The organism is Streptomyces sp. NBC_01210 (assembly GCF_036010325.1).
In the GTDB taxonomy this organism is placed as follows: domain Bacteria; phylum Actinomycetota; class Actinomycetes; order Streptomycetales; family Streptomycetaceae; genus Streptomyces.
Genome location: NZ_CP108549.1, coordinates 4,161,703 through 4,187,131, shown reverse-complemented (window position 1 = coordinate 4,187,131; position 25,429 = coordinate 4,161,703). Strand labels below are relative to the sequence as shown.

At 70.8% G+C, this 25,429-nt stretch carries 19 protein-coding genes; 10 read left to right on the top strand and 9 right to left on the bottom strand.

Translation table 11 applies throughout. The features are described 5' to 3' along the window. The first annotated feature begins 153 nt into the window (after positions 1–153). Positions 154–2,100 carry a hypothetical protein gene (locus OG735_RS18770; RefSeq protein ID WP_327324347.1) on the top strand — a complete coding sequence of 649 codons (1,947 nt, stop codon included), beginning with the start codon at positions 154–156 and terminating at the stop codon, positions 2,098–2,100. A gap of 217 nt (positions 2,101–2,317) precedes the next feature. Here the strand turns inward: OG735_RS18770 and OG735_RS18765 are convergent, their stop codons facing one another. From OG735_RS18765 to OG735_RS18755, 3 genes are all read right to left on the bottom strand, one after another. Next, a complete protein-coding gene (locus OG735_RS18765; protein ID WP_327324346.1) occupies positions 2,318–3,913 on the bottom strand; it encodes a transporter in 1,596 nt (531 codons plus the stop codon). A gap of 14 nt (positions 3,914–3,927) precedes the next feature. Then, positions 3,928–4,746: an ABC transporter ATP-binding protein gene (locus OG735_RS18760; protein ID WP_327324345.1), complete on the bottom strand. Its 819-nt coding sequence runs from the start codon at positions 4,744–4,746 to the stop codon at positions 3,928–3,930. A 64-nt stretch (positions 4,747–4,810) separates the two neighbouring features. Continuing rightward, complete coding sequence (locus tag OG735_RS18755) at positions 4,811–5,467, bottom strand: bifunctional DNA primase/polymerase (protein WP_327328369.1); 657 nt, start codon at positions 5,465–5,467, stop codon at positions 4,811–4,813. Between the two features lie 394 nt (positions 5,468–5,861). Here OG735_RS18755 and OG735_RS18750 point away from each other — a divergent pair, with 394 nt between their 5' ends. Together OG735_RS18750 and OG735_RS18745 are read left to right on the top strand one after the other, a co-directional pair. Further along, positions 5,862–7,244 carry a transcriptional regulator gene (locus OG735_RS18750; RefSeq protein ID WP_327324344.1) on the top strand — a complete coding sequence of 461 codons (1,383 nt, stop codon included), beginning with the start codon at positions 5,862–5,864 and terminating at the stop codon, positions 7,242–7,244. Positions 7,245–7,372: 128 nt separating this feature from the next. Beyond that, positions 7,373–8,974 (top strand): hypothetical protein, encoded by a 1,602-nt coding sequence (locus OG735_RS18745; RefSeq protein ID WP_327324343.1) that lies wholly within the window; start codon positions 7,373–7,375, stop codon positions 8,972–8,974. 42 nt (positions 8,975–9,016) lie between these two features. Here the strand turns inward: OG735_RS18745 and OG735_RS18740 are convergent, their stop codons facing one another. Beyond that, on the bottom strand, positions 9,017–10,357 hold the full coding sequence (locus OG735_RS18740) for an ABC transporter substrate-binding protein (RefSeq protein ID WP_327324342.1): 1,341 nt from the start codon (positions 10,355–10,357) through the stop codon (positions 9,017–9,019). A 173-nt stretch (positions 10,358–10,530) separates the two neighbouring features. Between OG735_RS18740 and OG735_RS18735 the strand changes: the two genes are divergently transcribed. Both OG735_RS18735 and purU read left to right on the top strand, forming a co-directional pair. Beyond that, positions 10,531–10,977: an SCO4402 family protein gene (locus tag OG735_RS18735; protein ID WP_327328368.1), complete on the top strand. Its 447-nt coding sequence runs from the start codon at positions 10,531–10,533 to the stop codon at positions 10,975–10,977. 110 nt (positions 10,978–11,087) lie between these two features. Then, the gene (gene purU, locus OG735_RS18730) at positions 11,088–11,939 is read left to right on the top strand and encodes a formyltetrahydrofolate deformylase (RefSeq protein ID WP_327324341.1); all 852 of its coding nucleotides are present in this window, start codon (positions 11,088–11,090) and stop codon (positions 11,937–11,939) included. A 24-nt stretch (positions 11,940–11,963) separates the two neighbouring features. Here the strand turns inward: purU and OG735_RS18725 are convergent, their stop codons facing one another. Genes OG735_RS18725 through OG735_RS18715 form a run of 3 tightly spaced genes read right to left on the bottom strand, consistent with a single transcriptional unit; the run spans position 11,964 to position 18,270 of the window. Continuing rightward, on the bottom strand, positions 11,964–13,286 hold the full coding sequence (locus OG735_RS18725) for an extracellular solute-binding protein (RefSeq protein WP_327324340.1): 1,323 nt from the start codon (positions 13,284–13,286) through the stop codon (positions 11,964–11,966). Beyond that, positions 13,283–14,431, bottom strand: a complete 1,149-nt coding sequence (locus tag OG735_RS18720; protein WP_327324339.1) for a hypothetical protein — start codon at positions 14,429–14,431, stop codon at positions 13,283–13,285. Before OG735_RS18720 ends, OG735_RS18725 begins: the two co-directional genes overlap by 4 nt. Next, positions 14,428–18,270: a tetratricopeptide repeat protein gene (locus OG735_RS18715; RefSeq protein WP_327324338.1), complete on the bottom strand. Its 3,843-nt coding sequence runs from the start codon at positions 18,268–18,270 to the stop codon at positions 14,428–14,430. The genes OG735_RS18720 and OG735_RS18715 overlap by 4 nt, the downstream gene beginning before the upstream one ends. 36 nt (positions 18,271–18,306) lie before the next feature. Between OG735_RS18715 and OG735_RS18710 the strand changes: the two genes are divergently transcribed. From OG735_RS18710 to OG735_RS18700, 3 genes are all read left to right on the top strand, one after another. Beyond that, entirely contained in the window at positions 18,307–18,612 is a 306-nt protein-coding gene (locus tag OG735_RS18710; RefSeq protein ID WP_327324337.1) for a trypco2 family protein, read from the top strand. 144 nt (positions 18,613–18,756) lie between these two features. Beyond that, positions 18,757–20,148, top strand: a complete 1,392-nt coding sequence (locus OG735_RS18705; protein WP_327324336.1) for an NAD-binding protein — start codon at positions 18,757–18,759, stop codon at positions 20,146–20,148. Positions 20,149–20,735: 587 nt separating this feature from the next. Beyond that, entirely contained in the window at positions 20,736–22,157 is a 1,422-nt protein-coding gene (locus tag OG735_RS18700) for an amino acid permease (protein ID WP_327328367.1), read from the top strand. On the opposite strand, the gene OG735_RS18695 is transcribed toward OG735_RS18700, so the two are convergent. Together OG735_RS18695 and OG735_RS18690 are read right to left on the bottom strand one after the other, a co-directional pair. Further along, positions 22,154–23,485: a zf-HC2 domain-containing protein gene (locus OG735_RS18695; protein ID WP_327324335.1), complete on the bottom strand. Its 1,332-nt coding sequence runs from the start codon at positions 23,483–23,485 to the stop codon at positions 22,154–22,156. The genes OG735_RS18700 and OG735_RS18695 overlap by 4 nt on opposite strands. Next, positions 23,482–24,063, bottom strand: coding sequence for a sigma-70 family RNA polymerase sigma factor (locus tag OG735_RS18690; protein WP_327324334.1), 582 nt, complete (start codon positions 24,061–24,063; stop codon positions 23,482–23,484). Before OG735_RS18690 ends, OG735_RS18695 begins: the two co-directional genes overlap by 4 nt. Before the next feature lie 283 nt (positions 24,064–24,346). Here OG735_RS18690 and OG735_RS18685 point away from each other — a divergent pair, with 283 nt between their 5' ends. Together OG735_RS18685 and OG735_RS18680 are read left to right on the top strand one after the other, a co-directional pair. Continuing rightward, positions 24,347–24,721 carry an STAS domain-containing protein gene (locus OG735_RS18685; protein ID WP_327324333.1) on the top strand — a complete coding sequence of 125 codons (375 nt, stop codon included), beginning with the start codon at positions 24,347–24,349 and terminating at the stop codon, positions 24,719–24,721. Positions 24,722–24,833: 112 nt separating this feature from the next. Further along, positions 24,834–25,346 carry an EF-hand domain-containing protein gene (locus OG735_RS18680; RefSeq protein ID WP_327324332.1) on the top strand — a complete coding sequence of 171 codons (513 nt, stop codon included), beginning with the start codon at positions 24,834–24,836 and terminating at the stop codon, positions 25,344–25,346. The last annotated feature ends 83 nt before the right edge of the window (positions 25,347–25,429 follow it).

Genomic DNA, 25,429 nt, shown 5'->3' with positions numbered 1-25,429 from the left:
AGGGAGGGATGCATGGAACGCAGGCGGTTATTGCATGCCGGAGCCGGGTTCGCCCTGGCGTCCGTAGCGGGCCAATTGGTTGCCCCGGGCGCTGCGAACGCCGACACAACCGACACCGCAGGCACGGCCGATAGACCAGACACAGCAGACAGAATGGACACAGCCAGTGCGGGGGACCACTGCTCGGGTCCTCCCGTCTCCACCTACGGCATCGCGTCGTTCACCGCCGCCATCGTCGGCATGACGAAGCTCGACGATCGCGTCTACGTCGTCGCCCGTGGTCAAAGTCCGCCCATACTCGGTGAGATCGACCTGGCGTCGAAGAAACTCACCAGAGCCGTCCGGCTCCCCCGTGGAGAGGGTGGCTGGGCTGCGACCGTCTCGGGTGGGCACGTCTACGCAGGGACCTATCCGTACTCGGACATCTACCGCTTCGATCCGGCCACCGGCGAGGTGAAGCTGATCGGCACGGTGGGCCCGGCGGGCGGCTTCGTCTGGTGTCTCACCACGGCGCCCGACGGCACGGTGTACGCGGGAACGTCCCCGCGCGGCGAAGTCTGGGAGTACAAACCGCAGACCGGCGTCCTGCGCAATCTCGGCGTCGCGGTGCCGGGCGATATGTATGTGCGCGCGATCGCCGCGGACGAGCGCTTCGTCTACGCGGGGACGCTGCCGCACGGCTACGTCGTCGCCTACGACCGCGTCACCGGCGCGAAGACGAACCTCACCCCGACGCCCTACGGGGGCGCGGCCGCGCTGCTCGCCCGCGGCGGCCGGGTGATCGCGGCGCTCACCAAGTCCGTAGTGGATATGGCGCCCGACGGCAGCGACGCACGGGTGATTCCGACGCCCGGCCCGGAGCGGCTGATCGACGCGATGACGATGACGTCCGACGGCACGCTGTACTGCGTCGGACGCCCGACCGGAACCGTCTACCGGCGGGACGGCGACACTCTCGTGCCGGTCGCCGCGCCCGCGGGCGGGGACGAGCACCGTGCGTTGCTGCCGCTGTCCGACGGGACACTGCTCGGCGGTGCGGGCAGCGGCCGGCTGTGGTGGCTGAACCTGGCAAGTGGCACGTCGGACATTCTCGAGCTGATCGACATCGGCCTGTCCGGACCGGATCCCGTGCAGTCCATGGTGTACGGCAGGCGCGGGACCGTGCACGTCGGCGGGCACTTCTCGATCACGACGCACCGGCCGGCGAACGGCACGTCCCAGCGGATCAGGATCCCGGGCGAGCCGAAGCAACTGCAACTCGTCGGCGACCACGTGTACGCGGCGATGTACCCGAGTACCGAGTTGCTGGAGTACGACCCGGACCGCGGCAAGGTCCGGTCGATGGGCTTCGTCGAGAACGAGCAGCAGCGGCCGACGGACATGGCGTACGAACGGGGCCAGGATCTGCTGCTGTTGTCGACCGCCCCGGGAGTCGGCCTGCTCAAGGGCGCGCTGACAGTCGTGGACCGGTCGAGACGCAAGCTCAGGGTCTACCCGGATGTCATCGTGGACCAGAGCGTGATGTCGCTCGCGCTGGACGACAGGCCCGGCTGCCGGATCGCGTACCTCGCCGGGGACACCTGGGGCGGCGGCAGCATAACGCCGGCCAGGCCGAGCGCCACGATCGCCGCCTTCGACCTGCGGTACCGCAAGGTGCTGTGGGAGGTCGCGCCGGTCGAGGGATACGCGAGCCTGCAGCACATCGCGGTGCACGACGGTGTGCTGTACGGGGTCTACAAGCGGCTCGCAGGTACCTGGTTCGCCATGGATCTCGAGACCCGTACGGTCCTGCAGACCGGGAAGCTGCCGAGCTATGGCGAGCTCAGCGTCCATCGTGGGCAGGTGTTCGCGTCGGTCTTCGGCGGTTCGGTGTACCGGCTCGGACCAGGGCTCGCGGAGGCTCAGCCCATGCTCGGCGGCCTCGGTGACGGCTGGTACAACCCGCCGCAGCTGGCCTGGGAACGCTCGTCCCGGTATGCCTGGGCCGTCGCCGGCCGCGATCTGGCCAGACTCCGGCTCGACCCGCGGTGCCCGAGTGCGGCCGAACCCGGACTGACCGCGCCGAACGAGTCGATACTGGAGTCCTTGCTGGCGAACTGAGCGCTCAGAGAGCGCCCGTGGGTACGGGACCCGTCAGCCGATTCGGCTGACGGGTCTCCCCGCGACGAACCCCGTCACGATGCTCACGATCATGACCGTGCGGTCCTTCTTCGGCGGCGCAGGAGGCGCACCCCAGCAGCCCGGCCCGCCCGCCCCCGGGTACGGCTGCTGCTTCGGGTACGCGTACGGAGGCTGCCCCCCGTACCCCTGCTGCCACTCACCCCTTGCTGACCGCCGCCAGGATCTCCGGGAGCCTTCTCGCCGCCTGCGGCGCCGCAATCCGCACCCCCGCCCACCCGACGAGCAGCCCGTACGCCGCGCCCAGCGGCAGCAGCAGCCACAGCGCCGACTGGATGTTCGCAGCATGCAGCCAGATCGTCAGCGCGATCACCGGCGCGCACAGCACCGCCGCCGAGATCATGCCGCCGAAGATCGAGATCCAGGCGAGGCCGCCCTGACCGGGAGCGACGTTCTTGTACGCGCTGTCCTGCGGGATCGAGTACGGAAAGCGGGCCGACGCCACAGCTCCCGTCGCCAGCATCGCGCCCAGCAGCGCGAAGGACAGGCCCACCACTTCCGGCAGAGCCTGCCAGTCGCCCAGCACGGCCGCGGTGAGGACAGTGACGAGGGCGGTGTAAGGGAGCGTGATCACCAGCAACGACAGTGCGCGGGCGCGCAGTTCGACGTACGCGTCCCGGGTGGACGAGATCGTCAGCGCCACCATCCAGAACGCCGAGGTGTCCTGGCCGAACTGGTTGTACATCTGGATGCCGAGCATCCCTGCCGCAAAGCATGCGAAGTAGACCGAGCCCGTGCCCTGCAGCGCGTTGAACAGCGGCACGATCAGGCCGATCGCCAGCGCCGTCACCCACGCCGCCTTCGTCTTCGGGTCCCGCCACACATAGCGCAGGCTGCGCTGCATCACCGTGCTCGTACGGCCCTCGGGCAGCAGACGGTGGAAGCCGGTCGTGGACTCCTTGCGGGTCGGCTCCGAGGCAGCGGCCAGCGTCGAGCCGTCCGGCCTCGTCATCAGCTTGGTCAGGCTGCGCTGCCAGAACCGCAGCAGAAGCAGCAGAGCGGCCGCCGACAACCCCAACTGCCCGATGACCACCGCGTACGAGCCCTCGCTCGCCGAGTCCACCGCGCCGATCGCCGACGCCGGCGGCAGCCACCGTACGACCCCCGCCACCGGATCGAGCGCAGAGAGTCCGCCGGCCCGGCCGAGGCGCTGGGCGCCGAAGTTGACGACCTGGATGCCGACCGCGATCACCAGACCGCTGAGCAGCGCCAGATCGCGGCCCTTGCGGGAGGTCAGCAGCCGGATGTTGGCCGCCGCGACCGCCCGTGCCAGCGCCACGCACACCAACAGGGTGAGGGGGACGGCCACGACAGAGACGAGCAGTGCGAAGACGCCGTGGGACAGCGCGATCGCCGAACCCACCGCCAGGCAGAGCGTGAACAGCGGGCCGATGCCCACCAGCGACGCCGCCAGCAGAGCCGAGACCAGCGGACCCGGTCGCAGCGGCAGCATCACCAGACGGGTCGGGTCCAGCGTTTCGTCACCGCTGGGGAAGAAGAGCGGCATGAACGCCCAGCCCAGGGCCAGTACGGCGGTCAGCAGCACCACGACCGATTCCGCGTGATCGTTTCCGCGCAGTGCGATCAGGCCGATGAGCTGGAGCGCGGCGAAGAGCAGCGTGACGACGATCGAGGCGATGTACGCGGCTCTGCGGCCGGACGACTGGCGCAGCCCGTTGCGCAGCAGCGACAGCTTGAGACGGATGAAGACCGGGGCGAGGTATGCGCTGTTCAAGGCGTTGACGTTGCTCAACGGGTACCGCCGCCGAGCCAGTCCAGCGAGTGCCCGGTGTCCCGGCCGTTCGCGCCCACCAGTTCCAGGAACGCGCTCTGCAGGGACGGCGCATCGCCCCGTACCTCCGCCAGCGGGCCCTGCGCGCGGATCCGGCCGGCCGCCATCACCGCCACCCAGTCGCACAGCGACTCCACCAGCTCCATCACATGGCTGGAGAAGACGACGGTCGCGCCCGAGTCGGTGTACCGCTCCAGGACGCCGCGGATCGTCTGCGCCGAAACCGGGTCGACGCCCTCGAACGGCTCGTCCAGGAACAGCACTTCGGGGTTGTGGAGCAGGGCCGCCGCGAGCCCGATCTTCTTGCGCATGCCCGTGGAGTAGTCGACGACCAGCTTGTGCTGCGCGCCCGCCAGGTCCAGTACGTCCAGGAGCTGAGTCGCGCGCTTGTCGACCTCATCGCCCGGCAGGCCCCTCAACCGCCCGCTGTAGGCGAGGAGTTCACGGCCCGAGAGCCGCTCGAAGAGGCGCAGGCCCTCAGGGAGTACGCCGATACGGGACTTCACCTCGACGGGGTCGCGCCACACGTCGTGGCCCGCCACCTCCACCCGGCCCTGGTCCGGGCGCAGCAGGCCGGTCACCATCGACAGGGTCGTCGTCTTGCCCGCGCCGTTCGGGCCGACGAGGCCGATGAACTTGCCCGCGGGGAGCGTGAGATCGATGCCGGCCACCGCGGTCTGCTCGCCGAACCGCTTCCACAAGCCCTCAACACGAACGGCGGGCGGCGCCGTTCGCGCCCCGCCCGCCTCTGTGGCTCCCATCGCCTGGTCCGGCATGGCGCCCCGCCTTTCAGTGTCCCCGTATGTACGAGGCCACCTTATGGGTCACCTTGGGGGCCGCCTATGCGCGGCGGATCCGCTTCGCGGCAGCCTCCCGCCCGCATGCGTATGCCAGCGGGCTGATCAGCTCGTCCGCGTCCGGCAGCCACCGGTTGGCGGTGGTGGGGCGGCGGGCCCACTGCACCGCGCCATGGCCGCCGATCCGGGTCGGCGGCGCAGCGACGTAGTGGCCCTCGCCGCGCGCGACGAGGTCGATGGCGCTCGGCACCCAGCCCAGGGTGCGGACCAGGTCGGGGGTTTTGAGTGCCGCGCCGGGCAGCACGAAGAACAGCATCCGGCGGTCGGGGGTGCAGGTCACCGGGCCGAGCGGGAGGTTCATCCGCTCCAGGCGGGCCAGCGCCAGGAAGCCGGCCGACTCCGGTACGTCGAGAGCGTCGAAGGTACGTCCCGTCGGCAGAAGGATCGACGCCTTCGGCTGCCTGGACCACAGTCGGCGTGCGGCGACCGCGCTGCCGGTCGCCTGGTTCGCCCAGTCCGGCCTGGCGGGGTGGGCGCCGGGCAGGGCGCATGCGGTGTCGCCGCACGAGCAGCGTTCCCTGCCCTCCACCGCCTCCAGCCACGTGCCGGGGAACACGTCCCAGTGCCGCTCTTCCGCGTACCGCACGGCATTGTCCAGCAGCTGCTCACCTCGCTGCTGGGGGATCTGTACGGCTTCCATGACTCCGATGGTCTCTTCCACGACACACTCAACTCCCGCCACCACCTTGGGTTACGGGCGTCCCATGGGCGGTGCGTGGCGCATCGATCCTGCACACGGGGCGCATGGGTGCACGGGTGGGGGCGCGCATGCGGCTGCGCCGTGGTGGGCGGGTAGCCACAGGCAGTGGCGTCATCGCGAGGGGGAGGCGGCGATCCGGGAGGGCGACGGCGGCAGACGTCGTGGCTCCCGTGTGGCTTCTGCGTGCGTCAAGGCGGCCGCCTTCCGGAAAGGCCTTCCAGGGAATCTTCCGAGTCTTCCCGGAAAAACGACCAACTCAGCCCAAGTCTGCATTCTCCGTATATCAGCCGGGCAGTGATCACTTCATGGATCACCACGGCCTCAGGGGGTAGTCATGGCAGCCAGGCCTCTCGTCGTCCGACAACCGAACGAACGATTGCAGGCGCTCATTCAGGAAGCCGGGTGTTCCAATGCGGGGCTCGCCCGTCGCGTCAACATGGTCGGTACGGAGCGTGGGTTGGACCTGCGCTACGACAAGACCTCGGTGGCACGCTGGCTGCGCGGGCAGCAGCCGCGCGGCCGTGCACCGGGCATCATCGCCGAGGCGCTGGGCCGCAAGCTCGGCCGTACGGTCACGATCGACGAGATCGGCATGGCGAACGGCAAGAACCTCGCGTCCGGGGTCGGCCTGCAGTTCTCGCCGACCGTGCTCGGCGCGATCGAGCAGGTCTGCGAGCTGTGGCGCAGTGACGTCGGCCGCCGCGACTTCCTGTCCGGGTCGGCGGTCGCGGCCTCCGCACTCGTCGAGCCGAGCCGCGACTGGCTGATCACCGGCGCGGACACGCAGGTCGCGCGTACGGCCGGAGCGCGGGTCGGCGTCTCGGACGTCGAAGCGGTACGGGCGATGACGAGCGCGCTGACCGACTTGGACCACCGCTTCGGCAGCGGCCATGTCCGGCCGGTCGTCGTGCACTATCTGAACAGCGTGGTCTCCGGTCTCCTCTCGGGCTCGTACCGCGAATCGGTCGGCCGTGAGCTGTTCGCGGCGGTCGCGCGGCTGACGGAGCTCGCCGGATACATGGCCGTCGACACCGGCCAGCCGGGGCTCGCCCAGCGCTACTACATCCAGGCGCTGCGACTGGCCCAGGCGGCCGGGGACCGGGGGTACGGAGGCTATGTGCTGGCGGCGTCCATGAGCCATCTGGCCGCTCAGCTCGGCAACCCGCGGGAGATCTCGCAGCTGGCCCGGGCCGCGCAGGAAGGCGCCCGGGGCCGGGTCACACCGCGGGCCGAGGCCATGTTCTACGCGGCGGAGGCGCGCGGGCACGCCCTGCTCGGGGACGCCCGCACCTGCCACGAGGTGGCCGGCAAGGCGCTCGCCGCGCTGGAGCGGGCCGAGCCGTCGGCAGGGGACGATCCGGACTGGATCGCCCATTTCGACCACGCATATCTCGCGGACGAGCTGGCGCACTGCTACCGCGACCTGGGGCAGGCGGAGGTGGCGGCGTACCATGCCGCAAACGCGCTGGACGGGCACCCGGAGTCGCGGGCCAGGCGGCGTGCGATCGGTCTTGTGTTGTTGGCCACTGCGCAGGTGCAGCAGCGTGAGGTGGAGCAGGCCTGTCACACGGGCACGCGTGCGGTGGAGCTGCTGGGGAGGCTGCGCTCGAGTCGGGGCGCGGAGTACCTGGACGACCTCCAGCAGCGCCTGGAGCCGTACGCCACGGAGCCTTCGGTGCGCGAGTTCGGGGCGCGGCTGGAGGTTCAGGCCGCATGAGGCCGGGTGCCCCTTTAACAGCGACTTGAGTCCGCATCTTGTTACTGCTTCCGCGCGTGTGTGCGGAGCGGCTGAGGCACCGGGTAGCGTGAACCGACGGTTCAGTAGGCCCATACGTAGGAGTCCCGGTGACGCAAAGCGGACAGGGTGACGAGCGGCAGCTTCCTGCTGTGCGGCCCGCGCACGAAGGCGTCGTGCTGCCCGCCGACGGAAGTGAGCCCTGGATTCCAGGTGTCTCCGACCCACAGGTGGCTCCGGCGGGCGGGCAGCCGTGGGGAGAGCCCTGGGGGCCGCAGCAGCAGCCGGGGCAGCCCGGCCAGGGCGGGCAGCCTACTCAGGGCGGGCAGCCTGCTCAGGGTGGGCAGCCTGCCCAGGGCGGCTATGGGGAGGTACCGCAGGGCGGGTACGGCCCGCAGGCCGGGTACGGCGAGGTGTCGCAGGGCGGATACGGCGCGCAGGCCGAGTACGGCGAGCAGGCCGAGTACGGCCCGCAGGCCGGGTACGGCGCGCAGCCGATGCCTCAGGCTGTGCCTCCGCAGGGACCGGCCCCTCAGGCGCTGCCCCCTCAGGCGCTGCCCCCTCAGGCCCTGCCTCCACAAGCGCTGCCTCCGCAGGCGCCCGTCATGGGTGCCTCCGACGCGACGCAGTACATCCCGCCGGTGGCGCCCGTGGGGCCCGGAGCTCTGCCGCCGGAGACTCCCGCCGAGTCCACCCAGTTCCTCGGGACCGGGCTCGCTGGGCCCGGTGCCATACCGGGTGCCATGCCCGGACCCGGACCCGTAGCGGGACCGGACGCCGAGGCCACGCAGTACATCGCAGCCGTACCGCCCGGCTCCGCCCCGCCCGCGCCCAACGCCGCGCCGTTCGGGATCCGGCCGGGGGCGCCCGGCGACCGGCAGCCGCCTGCCGAGTTCGACAGCCTCTTCCGTACGGACGGGCCCGCGGCCCAGCCCGCGGACGCCACGGCACAGCTGCCCCGCTTCGAGGGTCCGCTCGTCGGCCAGCGGACGCGCCGGCAGCATTCGCATCAGCAGCAACCGGCGCATCAGCAGCCGCAGTACGAGCCCCAGGACCATGAGCCCGAGCCCGATCGGCGCAAGTCCTCGCACGTACCGCTGATCGCCGCCGTCGTGGTCGGCTGTGCCGTCCTCGGACTCGGCGTCAGCGCAGTGATGTTCGGCGGCGGGGACGACGCCAAGAAGGAACCGGACGCCAGCAAGAACGTCGCAGCGACCTCCGACGCCCCCAAGAACTCTCCCGAGGCCGCCGCCGACCCCGCCAAGCAGCAGGCCGAGGCGCTCGACAAGCTCCTCGCGGACAGCAACAACAGCCGTGCCACGGTGATCAGTTCGGTGGAGAACATCAAGCAGTGCCAGAACCTGGACCAGGCGTCCACCGACCTGCACGGCGCCGCGGTGCAGCGGCGCGGTCTGGTGACCCGGCTCGAGGGCCTGACCGTCGACAAGCTGCCCGACAATGCCGCGCTGACTGCTTCGCTCACCAAGGCATGGCAGGCGTCCGCGTCGGCCGACGACCACTACGCGGCCTGGGCCCAGCAGGTCAAGAGCAAGAAGGGCTGCAAGGACGGCAAGGCCCGCAACACCGGCCAGACCGCTCAGGCCAACCGCGCCAGCGGTGACGCCACCAAGGCCAAGAGGGAAGCGTCCGGGCTGTGGAACGCCATCGCCCGTAAGTACGAGCTCACGGAGCGGCGCAGCGAGCAGCTGTAGCTTCCGGTCGGTCGGCCGGGCAGCCGACCGAGCGGCCCCCGGTCAGCTGGCGATGGTGGACGACGACAGCGTCTTGCTGACGTCCACGAAGCCCGGCTTCTGGGCCACCAGGCGTCCGTCGCGCACCACTTGGAAGGTCACGGCCCGGTTGACCACCCGCGGGAAGTCGGGCGTGCCGAGCATGTCCTCGAACTTCCAGCGCAGCACCGGAGTGAGGCCGCCGGTCGAGACCCGCACCCCGTTGTCGAGGGCCCGCGAGACCTTGCTGGGGTTGATCCTGTCGTCGTGGATCGACCGGATGACCGTCTTCAGCACGGTGTACGCGATCCATGTGGTCTGCACACCGGCGTCGGCCGGGTCGATGTCGTTGTCGCCGAAGGCGTACGTACGGATCATCTTCTGCATCTCCTCCCAGCGCGCATCGCCCGCGGTCGGGTACCAGCCGGTGATGTACGCACCCTCCAGCGGGCCCTTGCGGCCGCCGGTGCGGTCGATGAGCGGCTGGCCGACGCTGCCCATGACGGAGGAGATCCGCACCTTCCGGCTGTCCTCGGGCAGCCGCCGGAAGGAGTCGACGAAAGTCTCCGTGCGGTCGCCGAGCGCGGCCGTGACACAGCCGGGCCGGTCGTCGCTCCCCGTCCCGAAGCCGCTCCGCGCACCTGCCTTCCTGCGTGCCTGCTCAGCCTGCGCGGTGTAGTCGGTCGCGTCCTCCGCGGCAAGGATGTCCGTGGACTCGCGCTGACTGTCCTCCGCGAGGCCGGAGTTGAGGAGCACGGGCATTTCGTCGCCGGCAAGGGAGTTGGGCCTTACCAGCGAGACCCGTTGGCAGACGTTCGCGAGCTGCTTGCCGTTGCCGGCGAGGAGCGCCGCCTGGCCGCCGTTGACCGGGTAGGACAGATAGCTGGTGAACTCCTCCTCGGAGATGCCGTATCCGCCGATGAAGGGGATGCCCGCGGCCTCCAGCGGAGCCATGAAGGCATCGCCGTGCTGGCTGTACGAGCCGACGACCGCGACCACGCCCTCCTTGACCGCACGCCGGGCGCAGTTGGCGGCTCCGGTGGAGGTGTTCTGTTCGTTGCAGGTGATGACGCGCAGCTCGTGCCCGTCGATACCGCCCTGCGCCTCGGCCCAGCGGGCATAGGCCTTCGCCATGGCAGGCATTCCGGGCATGTTCGTCACCGGGGTCTCCTCCGGGGCGAACGTCATCACCGTGACGGGCTCCCTGGACCCCCCCGTGGCCCCAGGGAGCACGCCACAGCCGGTGACCAGCGACGCTCCGACCGCCGCGACGGCCGTTGTCATACAGACGGCGCGAATCCGCACGGTCCGTGAGGGGCGGGTCCTTGAGGGGCGGGGGGAGGATGAACGTCGCCAACCGGTCATGGTGATGCACATTTCCTCCTCCCGGGTAACGGAAGAGTGAGCATTGATCAACGACGGGTGACGTCAAAGTGAATTACAGGGGGCTGTGGGGCCCTGCGACCAGGGAACGTACGATCGACGGCGTGCAGCAAGGTTCGGACACCTCTTCCCGCCGCGGCCGTCGCTCCTCCACCATGGGCGGCATGCCGCTCAATGACATGCCTTGGTGGCGCTGGCGCAGCAATGTGCGCTCGGCGCTGCACATGCTTTCCGACCCCGTCTTCCATGAAGAGTGCTGGCTGGCCGGCCGCGAGGGGTACGGCGACGTCACCGACGCCGTGTACCGCCTGGTCGAGGACACCTGGCTGGACAACTGGTCCGCGGAGAAGTACGTCGGGACGATCTTCCGCGACTCGGGCGAGGCCGCCCTGGTCGATGTCGCCGTCCTGCGCGTGCTGCGGATCATGCACCAGGTGGGTGCGGACGCTCCCGTGTCCGCCTATCTCGAACACCACGGCTGGCCCGAGGCCGTACGAGCCGCCCGCGAGGCGCATGTACGGCTGTCTGTCGCCGACGGCGAGGACCCGGACACTCCGCCGCGTTCGCTGGACGTGCTGCGGATCATGACCCGGTCCGCCTGAGATCCCTCTGAGTTCCGCCGAAGGCCGGGAGGTCCGCTCGGGGTTCGCCCGGTGTCCGGCTGACGGACGAGCACTCCGGCAGGGACCGGCGGGTGTGGCATCCTACGAAGATGACTGACCAGTACGTCCTGACGCTCTCCTGCCCGGACAGACAGGGCATTGTGCACGCCGTGTCGAGCTATCTCTTCATGACCGGCTGCAACATCGAGGACAGTCAGCAGTTCGGGGACCGGGACACGGGTCTGTTCTTCATGCGGGTCCACTTCTCGGCGGAGTCGCCGGTGACCGTGGAGAAGCTGCGGGCCAGTTTCGTCGCCGTCGGGGACTCCTTCCAGATGGACTGGCAGATCCATCTCGCCGAGGAGCGGATGCGGATCGTCCTGATGGTCAGCAAGTTCGGCCACTGCCTGAACGACCTGCTCTTCCGCTCCAGGACCGGCGCGCTGCCGGTCGAGATCGCGGCGGTCGTCTCCAATCACAAGGATTTCGCCGAGCTCGTCGCCTCGTACGGGATCCCGTTCCATTACATCGCGGTCACCAAGGAGAACAAGGCCGCCGCCGAGGCGCAGGTGCTCGAACTGGTCCGCGCCGAGAAGGTCGAGCTGGTGGTCCTCGCCCGCTATATGCAGGTGCTCTCGGACGATCTGTGCAAGCAGCTGAGCGGCCGGATCATCAATATCCACCACTCCTTCCTGCCGAGCTTCAAGGGCGCGAAGCCGTACCACCAGGCGCACGCCCGGGGCGTGAAGCTGATCGGCGCGACGGCGCACTATGTGACGGCCGACCTCGACGAGGGCCCGATCATCGAGCAGGAGGTCGAACGCGTCGGCCACCAGGTCACGCCGGAGCAGCTGGTGGCGATCGGCCGCGACGTGGAGTGCCAGGCGCTGGCGCGCGCGGTGAAGTGGCACGCAGAGCACCGGATCCTGCTGAACGGCCGCCGTACGGTCGTCTTCGCCTAGGGCACGCCCTGGCAGCCGGACCGTCTACGGCGAGGCGCCGACGGGGTTGTCGCACAGATCGTCCAGTACGAACGCCCCCTCCCGCTGCTGCAGGATCCGCTCCGCCTCCAGCTGTTCGAGCAGCCGGGTCAGCAGGTCGTGGTCCTGCGGGTGGCCCAGGAATTCCAGTACGGCGCGGTAGAACGCGTCGCGCAGGGTCGGCGGCATCGCGTCCGAGGCGTCCAGGCAGATCTGGCCGGCTCCTTCGAGCAGCTTCTGGACGTCGCGGGTGCCCTGCGACTGCGGCAGGGTGCCGAAGGTGCCTCCCGGGAAGTACGGCCGCTCCCCGGGCTTCGCCGCATTCGCCCAGTCGTCCCGGGCCGCACGGGAGGTGAGCCGGCCGAGCAGGTCCCAGGCGGCGGTGCTGGGCTTGAACACCGCGGCCATGTCGCCGGAGACCTCGAAGGCGTTCGCGCCGGATCCTCCAGCCTTCCCAGTTCTTCCAGGCTTTCCGAACTTTCCAGACTTTCCGGACTCGGTGGAGCCGAGGAAACGCGCGGTCGGCGTGGGCAGCACATCGTCCGTGTAGTGGCGGCGGATGAAGGAGCCCTGGTGCTCATGGGTGCACCTGCCGCTGTTCAGCAGCCCGTACCTGCCGTTCCTGAGCAGCTCGAAGCCGTTCTCGAGCCCCTCCTTTCCGAGCTCCCCCTTGTTCGCGGCGAGTATGCCGGCCCACTGCTCCCAGGCCGGCCTGGTCTCCGGCCAGGGGGTCTTGCCGGTCGCCCAGCTCTCGTACGCGGCGGGTCCCTGCCGCTGCAGCAGCAGATCCTCCACCCAGTCCGTGCCCGGCCAGCCCGAGGTCGCGCCCGAACCCACGCCAAGACACCAGTCCGGGGTCTTCCCCGTATCTGCTGCGTGGCTCCACACGATCGACTTCAGGTCCAGCCGCACCGGCGCCCAGTACGCGTGCGTACGGGCCTCGCCGTCCGTGGTGTCGACGGTGACGGCGGGCGCCCACGGCGGAACCGCGGCACCCACCACGCTTTCGGGCAGCGGATAGGCGTCCCCGGCGCGGGCGTACGCCGCCAGGTCGCCCGGGCTGCTCACTACCGCCACATCCGGCGGCGCACCGGCCTGCAACTGGGCGACCAGGGTCTCGTGCAGGGAACGAGTGCCCTTGTAGACGTAACTGCGTCCGGTCCGCTTCTCGATGCCCTTCAGCGCCGCCAGGAACGGCTTCTCCTCGCCGTCGGTCCACGGGCCGAGGACGACCAGCGTCCGCTCCTCGTCCGTGGCCGAGCAGCCGCCGGCCGTCACGGCGGCAGCGGCGAGCAGACAGCCGGCCAGTACAACCCTCAAGCAGCTCATGCGTCCCCGTACTTCCGTAGGGTGCGGCCGGCCGGATACGGGCGGCCGTAGAGGAAGAGCGTGACGCCGCAGGCGAGCGCACCCACGCCGCCGGCCGGCACGGCGATGCCCGCGGTCATCGACCAGCCGTCGGGATGTGTGCCGCGCATCACGGCGGTCGCGTCGAGCGCGGTGGACTCGATCCGGCGAGGGGCCGTGACGCGATCCGCGCGCACGTTCTCCAGCGCGCCGACGGCCGTACGGACCCGCTCCTGCGCGCCGTGCTCCTGTGCGCCGCCGACGGCCAGCAGTGCGGGGGTGAGGAGCACCGGCACCGCGGCCACCGCCAACTGCAGGCTGATCAGCCGCAGCCGGTCCCGCAGGAAGACCGAGGTGCCGACGAGGACGAAGGCGAAGAGCGCGGCCGCCAGTGCGGCGGCGCCGGCGGCCGTCACTGTCAAGGGACTCCAGGCCACCAAGTCCCGGTTCTCAGCCCGCAGTTGGCGTTCCAGCTCTCTGATGCGGTCCAGGATGGTGGTCGGCTCCTGCGGTGGAGTACCGGCTGTCGTGCCCTTGGGGCTGTCCAGCATGTCGGCGGCGTAGCCGACCCCGGCCGTGCGCAGCACGTCGGTCGTACGGTGTCGGTCCGCCCAGGCGATCTTGTCTCCGTAGGCGACGACCAGACCCGACACCACCCGCAGTTCCTGTTCCTGCGCCTTGTGCAGGGCCCTGGACTGCGCCACCTGGTTGAGGCTCTGTGAAGCCTCGGTGAGCAGCGAGCGGTAGGTCTCGCCGAGCTCGACCAGGCCGGGCTTCCCGGGAGTGCGGAGGAGCCGTGACACGGCTTCCTCCTGGGCCAGTTGGAGGGAGGTCCGGGCCTCGGCCAGATCCACCAGCGCGGGTGTGCAACGGTCCCGCAGCCGTTCCGTACGGCCGTGGATGTCGCCGTAGGCGGCGGCGGAGAGGGCGAGGGCGATCACGCCGAGTGCGGGCAGCACGAGCATGCGGCGGCGCAGGAACGCGGCGGTGGGCCGGCTGCCCTCGGCGGTACGGCCGGTGGCGCGACGCCACAGTGCGGGGAAGAAGCGGCGCGGTGCGGGAAGTGTCCGGGGCAGGGCCCGCAGTGCCCGGGACAGGGGTGCGGCGAGGCGGTTCAGCGGGTTCATCGGCCCTCCCCCGAGCCGGGCCGCAGCGAGCGTGGCAGCCAGGCGGTCAGTGGCCGCGGCGGCGTTCCCGTACGGCGGCCGTCGTGCCTCTCCCGGTCCCGGTCGCGGTCCTGCTTCCGCTTTCGGTCCCGGTGGTGCTTCAGACCGAGAGGACGGGTCCGGTAGGCGTTGTCGAGGAGCGCCTCGGCGAGGGCCGCGTCCTCGGCCCGGTCGGTGCGCGGCACCTGCTTCGCCAGCTGCCGGTAACTGGCGGAGAGCTGCTCGCGCAGTTCGCGTTCCGTGGCCGGGACGTCTATCGCGGAGGGCAGCGAGGCGCGCAGCTCGGCCGGCGGATCGGCGTCCTCGCCCTTCTCCCGTGCGGCGTGGACCAGTTCGAGGAGGAGCTCGCGCAGCTCCGCGGTGAGCCGTTCCTGGGACTGCCGGTCGGTGAGGCCCTCGTGGCTGACCAGCCGGTGCAGTGCGGCGTACGCGCGCACCGCCGATGCCACGGTCGGCGGCGTGCCGTCGGCGGGCAGGCTCGCGTGGATGCGCACCATCGCCGTACGGGCGGCGGTGCGGTGCCGGGAGTCCGGCGGGACGCCGTCGAGGGACGCGAGGGCCCGTTCCGGGCTGCGGCGGGCGAGATGGATCCGGGCGAGCCCGAAGGCGGCGCTGCCGAGCGCATGGTTGCGCCGCCAGACCGTTTCGTAGAACTGCATGGCCTGCTGTTCGTGCGCCTCCCGCGCCTCGGCGGCCTGCGGCGCGCTGTCGTCCCCTGCGGCGCGCCAGTCGTCGGCCAGCTTCTCGTGGCAGTAGCCGAGCGCGAGCTTGGGCGCGAACTCGCCCGGAATGGCCCGGTAGACCTCGTCGAAGGAGGTCAGGGCGGGACGCAGCCGGCCGTGGGCGAGATCGGTCAGGCCCTGGTGCCAGTTCAGCCGCCAGTCGTAACGGGCCCGGTCGCCGAGTATGCGATGGGCTCCCTTGAGCTCTCTGGTCGCGGCTTCCAGCTGTTCGACCCGTTGCCGCAACTGGTCGCGGGCGAGCTCGAGATGGAGCCGGCAGCGCAGCAGATGGAGCTCGGGCGACTCCAGCCACTCGCCGCTGAGCTGGAGCAGTCCGACCGGGTCGTCGTACGAAGTGCGCTGCAGCTCCTTCCAGTTGGGGTCCTGCTGATCCGCCTTGGGTACGGGCAGGGCGACGGCGGCCTCGGCAGGCCCCGGCACCTGTGCGCCGAGGCGGTAGCTGCGGCTGCTGTCCTCCCGCCAGCGGTCCAGCGGCGGGGCCTTGCCCAGCTGCCCGTCCAGCGCCGTGGCCGCCCGGTCGAAGAGCGGCGACGGCTCGAAGGTCTCCACGCCGAGCCGCAGGGAGCGCAGTTCGCGCAGGACTCCGCGGAGCTGGAGAGCCATCTCCTGGGCGGAGGCGTACCGCTGCTGGGGATCGGGTGCCATGGCGCGGTGCAGGGCCCGCTGCAGCGACTCCGTGCCGAGGTCCGCGGGCGGCGCCGGGGCCTTGGCGAGGAGCTCGCTGAGGACGGCGCCCACGGTGTAGAGATCGCCCGCGGTGGTCATCTCGCCCGCGGCTCCGGTCTCCGGCGGCCGGTGGCTGACCGGTCCCGGTGCGCCGGGCTCGCGTACGCCCGCGACGTCGATGAGCTTGATGCCGTTGCCGCAGTGCAGGACGTTGGTGAGGGAGAGATCGCCGTAGACAAGACCTTCCTGGTCGTGCAGATAGCTGAACGCGTCCAGGATGCGCAGCCCGTACGCGACGATGAACTCGCGGACCCGGGGTCCGGAGAACGGCGGATCGTGCCGGGCGATCCGGGCCGCGACCCACTCCAGCGGCGCGCCGTTGGCGAACTCCATCACGATGAACTCCGCCGAGGACGACGGATGCCGTGCGTAGTTGACCACCCGGATGACGGATGGATGGTTGAGGCTGACCAGCCGCAGCCGCTCCTGGTGGGCCTGGAGGACGGCTGCGGGGTTGCCCGGGTCGAGGATCCCCTTGAGCGCCACGGGCCGGTTCTCCAGCAGGAGATCGCGGGCGAGATACACCTGACCGTGGCTGCCCCGGCCGAACGGACCCACCACCTCGTACTGCTGGTGCAGCCGGTCGCCGCCCGCGAGCTGGTGCCCGGCCGGGGCGGTGACCAGCGCGTCCGGATCGCGTACGGCGACGACCGGCAGATCCGTGAGACCTTCGCCGGGCGGCTCCACGACGAACTCGTGCGGGCCCAGCGGACCGGTCAGCGCCTGCTCGGCGCTCTCGGCCTCCAGCAGGGCCGTCTCGATGTCGACGGCGAGCCGGAACAGCGCGTGCGGCAGAGCGGGCGAGTCGAACAACGGACTGCCGCGCCGCAGCTGTTGGAGCTCCCGGCGGAGCCTCGGCGTCCGCGGCTCGGGCCGCCGCGGGGCGGGGCGGCCGCCCGTGACCGGGTTCGCGGGCAGCTGCCGTAACCGCTGCTCGGTCTCGGCCAGCCGGGCCACGCGCGTCCCGAGCCGGTCCGCGCGCCGGTCGGGCCACTCGGGCTCGAGGAGTTCGGCGCGGACCTGCGCGAGCAGCGGGGAGCGCCGGTCGCTGAAGACGAGGAGCAGCCGGCTGTCGTCCCGGGCGCGCAGGGCCCGCAGCAGTGCCACGATCTCGGCGTCCGTGGAGGCGGACCGGTCGACGGCGAGGAAGGCGGCGAAGAGCGGCGGGCTCTCGTCGGCGATCCGGGCGAGCAGTGCCTGGTGGGGCGTACGGGACGGAGTGTCCGGTTCGGGCGTACGGGACGGGGCGTCCGGTTCGGTGGTACGGGAAGGCGACTCCGGTTCGGGCGTGCCGGACGGCGGGTCCAGGCCTATGCGGCCGGCGGCGTGGACGGCGAGGTTCTCGACGGTGCGGTTGGTGGCGTCGACGGCGATGTCGATGCTGCCCACCTGCGGCTCGCCCACCGAACTCCCGGACGCGGACGGCGGGCTCTGCTCCCGGTCCGCCAGCGTGAGGGCCGAGCGGATCGTGTGCAGCAGTTCGTGCTCACCCTCACCGGCGAAGGCGAGCTCTACGGGGTCCGTGTCCGGTGCGCCGTCCAGCCAACGGGTGAGCCGGCGGTGCAGCCCCGGCACCCGGCCCGAGGCGGTCCTGTCCGGGGCGACGGCGACATCGCGGGAGACGGCCCGGTGCCCCGTCACCGTCAGCCCCAGCCGCTCAAGAGGCAGATGCTTCAGCACCGTCTCGGTCGGGATCATGTACGCGTGCTCGCGCCGAACGGGCGCTTCCGGGGTACCGAACTGGTGGGCCACGATGCCGATGAGGCGGCGCGAGCGGCTCTGGACGACCCCGGCGCCGCTGTAGCCGCGCCGGACCACGTACGCCGAACCCTCCGTGTCCAGCTGCACCCACTCGGGCGTGGGCGAGGGCCCGCCCCGCCCCATCAGCCGGGCGTCGAGGTGCTCGCCGCCCGGCAGGTCCTCCGGGTAGCCGGTGAAGTGCACCGGTTCCTTGCGCGCGGGGATCTGGCGGTGCAGTACGGCATGCGCCACGGGCGGCTCCTCGTCCAGCTTGAGCAGGGCGAGGTCGCCACTGAAGTGTGGGGTGGGCGGCACCAGATACTGCCGCAGCAGCCGGGCGGGCAGGGGTTCGGAGACGCCGCCGGAGAGGGTGACGTGCGGGACGTCGACGTAGACGGTGTCGAACGGGGTGCGGATGCCGGACCGGTCGGGGCGGGACAGCACCGTATGGGCGCAGGTGAGCACCAGACCCCCCGGGAGCAGCACTCCGGCCCCGAGCGGGCGGGTGGCCCGGTCCTGCGTACGGAGCAGACAGACTCGCCAACTCTCCTCGTGCGGCGCTGAGTTGGACGTGCGCAACGGCTCCCTCATACTGCTCAACGATAACTACAGGAGACGAGGTGCGCGATGGCTGAGCGTGACGACACCGCGGTGGCCGGGCTGGCCGAAGTGATCGGACAGGTCCGGGACGAGCTGGAACGGGCGCAGCGGGACGGCGAGGGGCGCGACCTCAAGTTCAGTGTGGAGAAGGTGAATCTGGAGTTCGCTGTGCAGGTGCGGCGGGAGGGCAGCGGCCGGGCCGAGCTGCGGATCGGGGTGGTCACGGCGGGCGGCGGCGGTTCGGCGGCGCGCGACCGCACCCACACGATCCAGATCGAGCTGAAGCCGCAGGGGCGCGACGGCAACCCGAACATCAGCGTGGGCGGCGAATGATGGTACTGCTCAAGCGGCAGGCTCCCTTCGGTCTTGTGCAGGCGTACAACCCAGGGCCCTCCGATGTCAGACACAGGGACGAGCACACAGGCGGTGCGGGCCCCTAGCGTTCTCACCACCCGAGAGGTGAGGGAGTGCGCAGTGATGCCCGAGAGCGCAGTGCCACGGCAGTACTTCGTGGTGATCGGCAGCGACATGGCGCGCAGGGTTTGCGGTGTGCTGCAGTCGGCCGGACATCTTGTGTGTCACCTCGACCGTCCCGGGGACGAGGATCTGCGCCGGGCGCTGCGGCGGGAGGTGGCCGGCGTTGCGGTGCTCCTCGACGACGACGTGGAGTCCTTGCGCTACGCGCTCGCCGTTGAGCACATCCGCCCCAACGTCAAGCTGGTGGTGACGGTCTTCGACCGGACGGTCAGTGAGCAGCTGCTGCGCGTACTGCCGAACTGTCAGGTCACCTCGCCGGCCGATGTCGCCGCGCCCGTTCTCCTTGCCGCCTGCCTCCAGCCCGATCTGCTGAGCCTGACCGGGACACCTGCGGGCCACATAGGCGCTCGTTGGCAGGAGGGGGCCGTGCGCCTGGAGTCGTGGCGGCCGCCGCGCTCGCTGCGGTGCCGGGCCCGGCTGGGCAGGATCCGAGGGCAGCTGCGGCCGCACGACGGCAGCTCGCGGATCATGCTGACGGGTCTGGCCGGGCTGCTCGCGGTGCTGCTGGCCGACTGGTCCTGGGCCGTGGCCCTGAACCACCGCCCGCCTGTGGAGGCTTTGTTCGAAGCGGCGCGAACGGTATCTGCCGTCGGCCCGGCGGCCGCCCATGGTTCGGACGCCTATCTGGTGTTCTCTGCCGTCGCGATGCTTGTCACCATTGTGTTCACCGCTGTGTTCACCGCGGGGATGGTCGATCGTCTGCTGGGACCGCGCGCGGTCGGCATCGTGGGCTCCCGTGCTCTGCCGCGGGCGGGGCATGTGGTCGTTGTCGGGCTCGGGCAGGTCGGCCTGCGCCTCTGCACTCAGCTGCAGGCTCTGGGCATCGGCGTGATCGCACTCGAGCGGAATCCGGCAGCGCCGATGCTGCGTCTGGCCAGGGCACTGGGCGTGCCCGTGGTCGTCGCCGACGCGACCGACCGGTTCGTGCTGAGCACGCTCAATCTGCCGCAGGCGCAGGCGCTGGCCGCCGTGGCCTCCGACGACCTGGACAACATCGCCGTATCGGTGGCAGCCCTGGCCGTCGCACCGGAGTTGCGGGTGGTCATGCGCGCGGGCGAGCACGAGGCCATCGCAGAGACCCGGTCCCTGTTCCGGATCGGCGACGTCCACGACCTCAACAGCCTGACCGCCGCGTATACGACCGCGAGCCTGAGCGGGCTGCGGCCGCGGGGCGTGGTGACACACGGCAAGCGGCTGCTGGTGCAGTGCGGGGACGGGGCTTTCGTGCCGTGGCCGTCGGCAGAGCGCTGCGATCACCCGCCGGAAGGCGACGCCCCGGCGGAGATCGCCGACGCTTGTCTCCCGGGCTGCCGTCCGGCCACCTGGCCGTGACAGGTCCCGACAGCCACCGGATGCGGGGACCTCGGCCGTATCACCGCCGCCGTCGCCGGGCTGTCGCCGTGCCGGACCTCTGCCGTAGCGCCGGGCTGTCGCCGTGCCGGACCTCTGCCGTAGCGCCGGGCCGTCGCCGTGCTGGTAGGGCGAATCGGACTGCACATCCGCGACTGCGTTTGAGCATGTGTCTGAACAGCGCTCCAGCGTGCGTGACATCTGTCCATGGTGGCCCGGCCGCGCTCGCTCCTATCGTCTGCGTACCCCGATTCCGCGCGCCGGGTCACCCCCTGGCGCTCCCCACTCTCACGTGTCCTCGCCCCCGGCGGCTCCATGTAGCCGAGCCCGATGAGCCGGACGGCCGTCCTCACCCGACACGTGGGCATCGGCAACCGCGACAGGCCGCGAACAGGCAGACCCGATCGGCCCGCCTTCCGGCCTCCCGAGTGGTCGTACACACCGTCGTCCCACCCGTGCTCGGCATGTGCACGACCCCGCAGGACGGTTTTGCCCAGATCTCTTCCCTCTGTCCCGATTCCTTTCCTCTGTAAGGACTGAGCATGAGCGCGCACCCCACGAACACCGACATGGCTTCGCCACCCCGTGAGAGCGGGCAGACGCCGTCCGCGGACGGACTCAGTGCCGGGCTCAAGAACCGTCATCTGTCGATGATCGCGATCGGCGGTGTGATCGGCGCCGGCCTGTTCGTCGGTTCCGCCTCCGGGATCGCGGCCGCCGGCCCCGGCATCCTGCTGTCGTACGCCCTGGTGGGCGCGATGGTCGTCTTCGTCATGCGGATGCTCGGCGAGATGGCCGCGGCCCACCCCACCTCCGGCTCGTTCTCCGCCTACGCCGACCGGGCGCTGGGCCGCTGGGCCGGCTTCTCCATCGGCTGGCTGTACTGGTTCTTCTGGGTCGTGGTCCTGGCCGTCGAGGCCACCGCCGGCGCGAAGATCCTGGAGGGATGGGTGCCGGCCGTCCCGCAGTGGGGCTGGGCCCTCATCGTCATGGTCGTCCTCACGGCGACCAACTTGGCCTCGGTCGGCTCCTACGGCGAGTTCGAGTTCTGGTTCGCCGGTATCAAGGTCGTTGCCATCGCCGGCTTCATCGTGATCGGCGCTCTGGCGGTGTTCGGCGTACTGCCCGGCTCCGGCCACGAATCTGTCGGCCTGGCCCATCTGACCGGCCACGGCGGGTTCCTGCCCAACGGCCCCGGGGCGATCCTCACCGGCATCCTCATGGTCGTCTTCTCCTTCATGGGAAGCGAGATCGTCACCCTTGCCGCCGGTGAGTCGGAGAACCCGCGACGTGCCGTCACCAAGGCCACCAACAGCGTGATCTGGCGGATCGGCGTCTTCTACCTCGGCTCGATCCTGGTCGTGGTCTCTCTGCTCAGGTGGGACGACCCGGCGATCAAGGAGAAGGGCTCGTACGTAGCGGCGCTCGACGCGATCGGCATCCCGCACGCCGGCCAGATCATGAACGTCATCGTCCTTACCGCCGTGCTGTCCTGCCTCAACTCCGGTCTGTACACCGCCTCCCGCATGGCCTTCTCGCTCGGCCGGCGCGGTGACGCACCCACAGCATTCGCCCGTACCAACAGCCGTGGCGTGCCGCAGGCCGCCATCCTGGGATCGGTCGTCTTCGGCTTCGTCGCCGTCTTCTTCAACTACCAGTGGCCCGACACGGTGTTCCTGTTCCTGCTGAACTCCTCCGGTGCCATCGCCCTGTTCGTCTGGCTGGTCATCTGCTTCACCCAGCTGAAGATGCGCCCCATCCTGCTGCGCGAATCACCGGACAAGCTCGTCGTACGGATGTGGCTCTTCCCGTACCTGACCTGGGCGACCATCGCAATGATCTCCTTCGTCCTGGTCTATATGCTCACCGACGACGCCGGACGTGATCAGGTGATTCTCTCCGCACTGGTCGCGGCACTCGTCGTGGCGATCTCGCTGGTCCGGGACCGACTGCGCGCCACCTCCTCGACAGGATCTTCATCAGTCCTCTAGAGCCTGCTCAGCGACGCCGCTGCGAACAGCACGTCCCGGATCGCCTCCCGGTCGCCGTCCTGGCCCGCCGCGGCCTCCTCCGGCGAGACATGGCCCGCCACCAGTCGGCAGAACTCCACGCCGTCCAGGGCCACTTGAGCCACCGCCTGGTCCGCGGAACCGATCGCGGCCGGGGAGTCCAGGGCGATGTGCCAGTTACCGCCGCCCGAGCCCTCGACCTCCAGATGCAGCGACCGGCCCGGTGCGCCGGCCGCGACCAGATGTCTGGCCGGTCCGGCGAGGCCCGCACGTCTGCGGTCGGCGAGCGCGGCAGGCAGCAGCCGGGCCGCCAGATCGATCATCCCGTGCAGATGGGAGCCGCTCGGTGGCTCGTACGGGTAGTCCACCGCGTCCGCGATGTCGCCCGCGTGCATCCAGCACTCGAAGGCGCGGTCCAGCAGGGAGTCCCGCAGTGGAAGGGCGAAGTTCCCGTACGAGACGGAGAGTTCGGCGGCGCCGCGGCCGGCGAAGGAGACCGTGCGGATCAGTGTGTGGCTCTGGTCGCGCCAGGGCTCGCGGACGGTACGGGTGGGCGGCAGGTCCGCGGTGCGCCAGAAAGCCTCGGTGCGCTCGGTGGGCACTCTCGGCGCGTCGGACCCGAGGGGATCGTCCAGCCCCAGCGCGCCCGCGACCAGTCCGTCGACGGTCATGAGATGGCCGATGACTCCGGCGACGGTGGTTCTGCGGCTCACCTGCCGTTCGCCCTCGAACCATTTGAGGCGTACCGGCGCATGCCATTCCACCTCGGCGATGTCCCGCAGCAGCGCGTCGAGCCGCGCCGTCTCCGCGTCGTACGGAGTCGCCCAGGCCGGCACCGGGATACGGGCGGGCCTGCGGACCAGGCAGTTCTCGAGCACCCGGAAGCGCAGCAGCGGGTCGAGGTCCAGGTCCCGGTCGGTGTGCAGCAGAGCGACGGCGTCACGCAGCCGCAGGGCCTCGTCCGCGCAGGGCGCGCAGTCGCCGAGGTGCGCCTCGACGGCCGCGGTCTCCTCGGCGGAGCAGGCGGACAGCGCCCAGGCGCCGAGCAGTGACTTCAGCACGCTGTGCGAAGGCCCCTCCTCGTCGCCGCCACCGGGTCCGCCACAACCCGTCTCGGGCCGGCCACCCGGTTGTACGGGCGGCGCGGGCGGCACACGCGGCGCGGTCGGTACGGGCGGCAGCGGGACGATGCGCGCCGGCGGATCCAGATCGTCCGGCGCCCACCGCGGTCCCGGTATACGCGGCACGCCGCGCCTCTCGTCGCGGCCGTCGTCGTCGGCGCCGCGGCCGCCGTCCAGAGGGCCGTTCACAAGGAGCGTCCGTACCGGGGCGGGGACGAGCCCTCCAGGGGGCGGGTCTGGGCGGTGGAGAGCAGTTGCAGGCCCAGCCGCAGCCGGCGCCTGGCCTCGTCCTCGGTGACCCCGAGGTCGGCCGCGGTCTGGCGATAGTCCCTGCGCTGGAAATAGGCGAGCTCCAGTGCGGCCCGCAGTGGCGCCGGCATGGAGGTGACGATGTAGTCGGCGCGGGCCGCCACTGCCGCCCCGCGGACCTTCTGCTCCAGCTCCTCCGTGGTGCCCTCGCCGCCTTCCGCGAGCGCGGCGGCCTCGGTCTGGCGCAGCCGGTGGACGGCCTGGCTGTTGGTGAGTCTGGCGACCCAGGACCGCATCGAGCCCTGCTTGGGGTCGTACGCGTCGGGGTTCTCCCAGATGTAGCCGAAGACTTCGCGGGTGACCTGGTCGGCCGCCGTGTCGTCGTCGAGCACCCGGTGGGCGAGCATGTGCACCAGCGAGGCGAACCTGTCGTAGAACTCGCCGAGGGCAGCGGCCTCTCCCCGCGCGAGCCGCTGCTGCATCTTGCGGTCCCAGCGCGGTGGTGTGTCCCTTGCCATACGGCCCCCAAGCGTGCGCTTTGTGCCTGTCGCCCCTTCGAATGTAGTGCGCGGGGCCGGGGACGCACGCATCTTTGCGGCAAGTGTGCGCCGGAGGAGGGCCGGGATGCCGGGAGACCGATGGCCGTGAGCATCGTGTTTCGGCTGTGAGCATCGTGTTTCATGGTTGAGCGGTGGGGCAGCCGCGAGGGGAAGGACAGCTTCCGGATTTCCGTGTCCGCCGGCCGGCGTCTGCCGGCCGGCGGTCGCACGGCTCCGGATCGGCAGGAGGAGAGGTCCGGTCATGATGCTCACGGTGGACGAGACCCGGCACGGCGCGTGGACCGTGCTGCACGTCTGCGGCGAGCTGGACCTCGTGTCCTCGCCCGTGGTGCGTCAGCATGTCCATGACGCGGTCGCCGTCGGCCGCCGCGACCTCGTGCTCGACCTCTCCGAGGTGCTCTTCTGCGACTCCAGCGGCGTCGGCGTGCTGATCGCCGCCCGTCGGCTGCTGCGCTCCTGCCAGGGCCGGATGCGGCTGATCCTCCCCGCTCGCGGCGCGGAGGACGGCTCGCACGTCAACCGGGTCCTGGCCGCCCTCGGTGTGCGCCGGCTCTTCGAGGTGTACGCGGACGCGGGCTCGGCCGTCGACGAGGAGGCCCAGCCGCTCTCCGCCTGACCGCAGTCATGGCGTGACTCTCCGCCGTCACCGGGTGTCCTCCTGGATGTCGTCCTGACGTAATTGGCGGAGTACTTGCACGCGTCAGTGCTCGGGGTCGTACGCTCCCCGCATGGACAGCGCAGAGTACGAGCGCAAGATCGCTTCCCGCTTCGCCGCCTTCGACCAGGACGGCAATGGCTATATCGACCGTGAGGACTTCAGCGGGGCGGCAGCCGCGCTGCTCGCCGAGTTCTCCACGACCGCCCGCTGTGACAAGGGCCAGGCCCTCTACAGCGGTGCGGAGGCGTTCTGGCAGGGCATGGCCGGAATCGCCGACGTGGACGGGGACCAGCGGGTCACCCGCCAGGAGTTCATCACGGGTGCGGTGAAGAGACTGCGTGACAATCCCCAGCGATTCGCCGAGATCGCCCGCCCCTTCCTCCACGCCGTGATCGCCATCGCCGACGAGGACGGCGGCGGTGTGACCCCTTCCGCCGCCGAGCGGGTGCTACGCGTGCTCGGGGTGGCCCCGGGTGTCGCGACGCAGGTTGCGGCGGCGCTGGACGGGGACGGCGACGGCAGGATCACCGAGGACGAGATCCTGACGGGCTTCGCCTCGTACTTCGTCACGCCGGAGCCGTAGCCGCGGAGCCGTGGCCCCCGGTTCGGGCGCGGGCGGGTAGGGGGCATTGCCCCGGACCGCCGGACCCGGGCCGGGACCCGAGC

Coding starts and splice junctions, on each gene's coding strand:
- OG735_RS18770 (WP_327324347.1), top strand. CDS start 154: ATGGACACAGCCAGTGCGGGGGACCACTGCTCGGGTCCTCCCGTCTCC.
- OG735_RS18760 (WP_327324345.1), bottom strand. CDS start 4,746: ATGCCGGACCAGGCGATGGGAGCCACAGAGGCGGGCGGGGCGCGAACG.
- OG735_RS18755 (WP_327328369.1), bottom strand. CDS start 5,467: ATGGAAGCCGTACAGATCCCCCAGCAGCGAGGTGAGCAGCTGCTGGAC.
- OG735_RS18750 (WP_327324344.1), top strand. CDS start 5,862: ATGGCAGCCAGGCCTCTCGTCGTCCGACAACCGAACGAACGATTGCAG.
- OG735_RS18740 (WP_327324342.1), bottom strand. CDS start 10,357: ATGACCGGTTGGCGACGTTCATCCTCCCCCCGCCCCTCAAGGACCCGC.
- OG735_RS18735 (WP_327328368.1), top strand. CDS start 10,531: ATGGGCGGCATGCCGCTCAATGACATGCCTTGGTGGCGCTGGCGCAGC.
- purU (WP_327324341.1), top strand. CDS start 11,088: ATGACTGACCAGTACGTCCTGACGCTCTCCTGCCCGGACAGACAGGGC.
- OG735_RS18725 (WP_327324340.1), bottom strand. CDS start 13,286: ATGAGCTGCTTGAGGGTTGTACTGGCCGGCTGTCTGCTCGCCGCTGCC.
- OG735_RS18720 (WP_327324339.1), bottom strand. CDS start 14,431: ATGAACCCGCTGAACCGCCTCGCCGCACCCCTGTCCCGGGCACTGCGG.
- OG735_RS18715 (WP_327324338.1), bottom strand. CDS start 18,270: ATGAGGGAGCCGTTGCGCACGTCCAACTCAGCGCCGCACGAGGAGAGT.
- OG735_RS18710 (WP_327324337.1), top strand. CDS start 18,307: ATGGCTGAGCGTGACGACACCGCGGTGGCCGGGCTGGCCGAAGTGATC.
- OG735_RS18705 (WP_327324336.1), top strand. CDS start 18,757: ATGCCCGAGAGCGCAGTGCCACGGCAGTACTTCGTGGTGATCGGCAGC.
- OG735_RS18700 (WP_327328367.1), top strand. CDS start 20,736: ATGGCTTCGCCACCCCGTGAGAGCGGGCAGACGCCGTCCGCGGACGGA.
- OG735_RS18690 (WP_327324334.1), bottom strand. CDS start 24,063: ATGGCAAGGGACACACCACCGCGCTGGGACCGCAAGATGCAGCAGCGG.
- OG735_RS18685 (WP_327324333.1), top strand. CDS start 24,347: ATGATGCTCACGGTGGACGAGACCCGGCACGGCGCGTGGACCGTGCTG.
- OG735_RS18680 (WP_327324332.1), top strand. CDS start 24,834: ATGGACAGCGCAGAGTACGAGCGCAAGATCGCTTCCCGCTTCGCCGCC.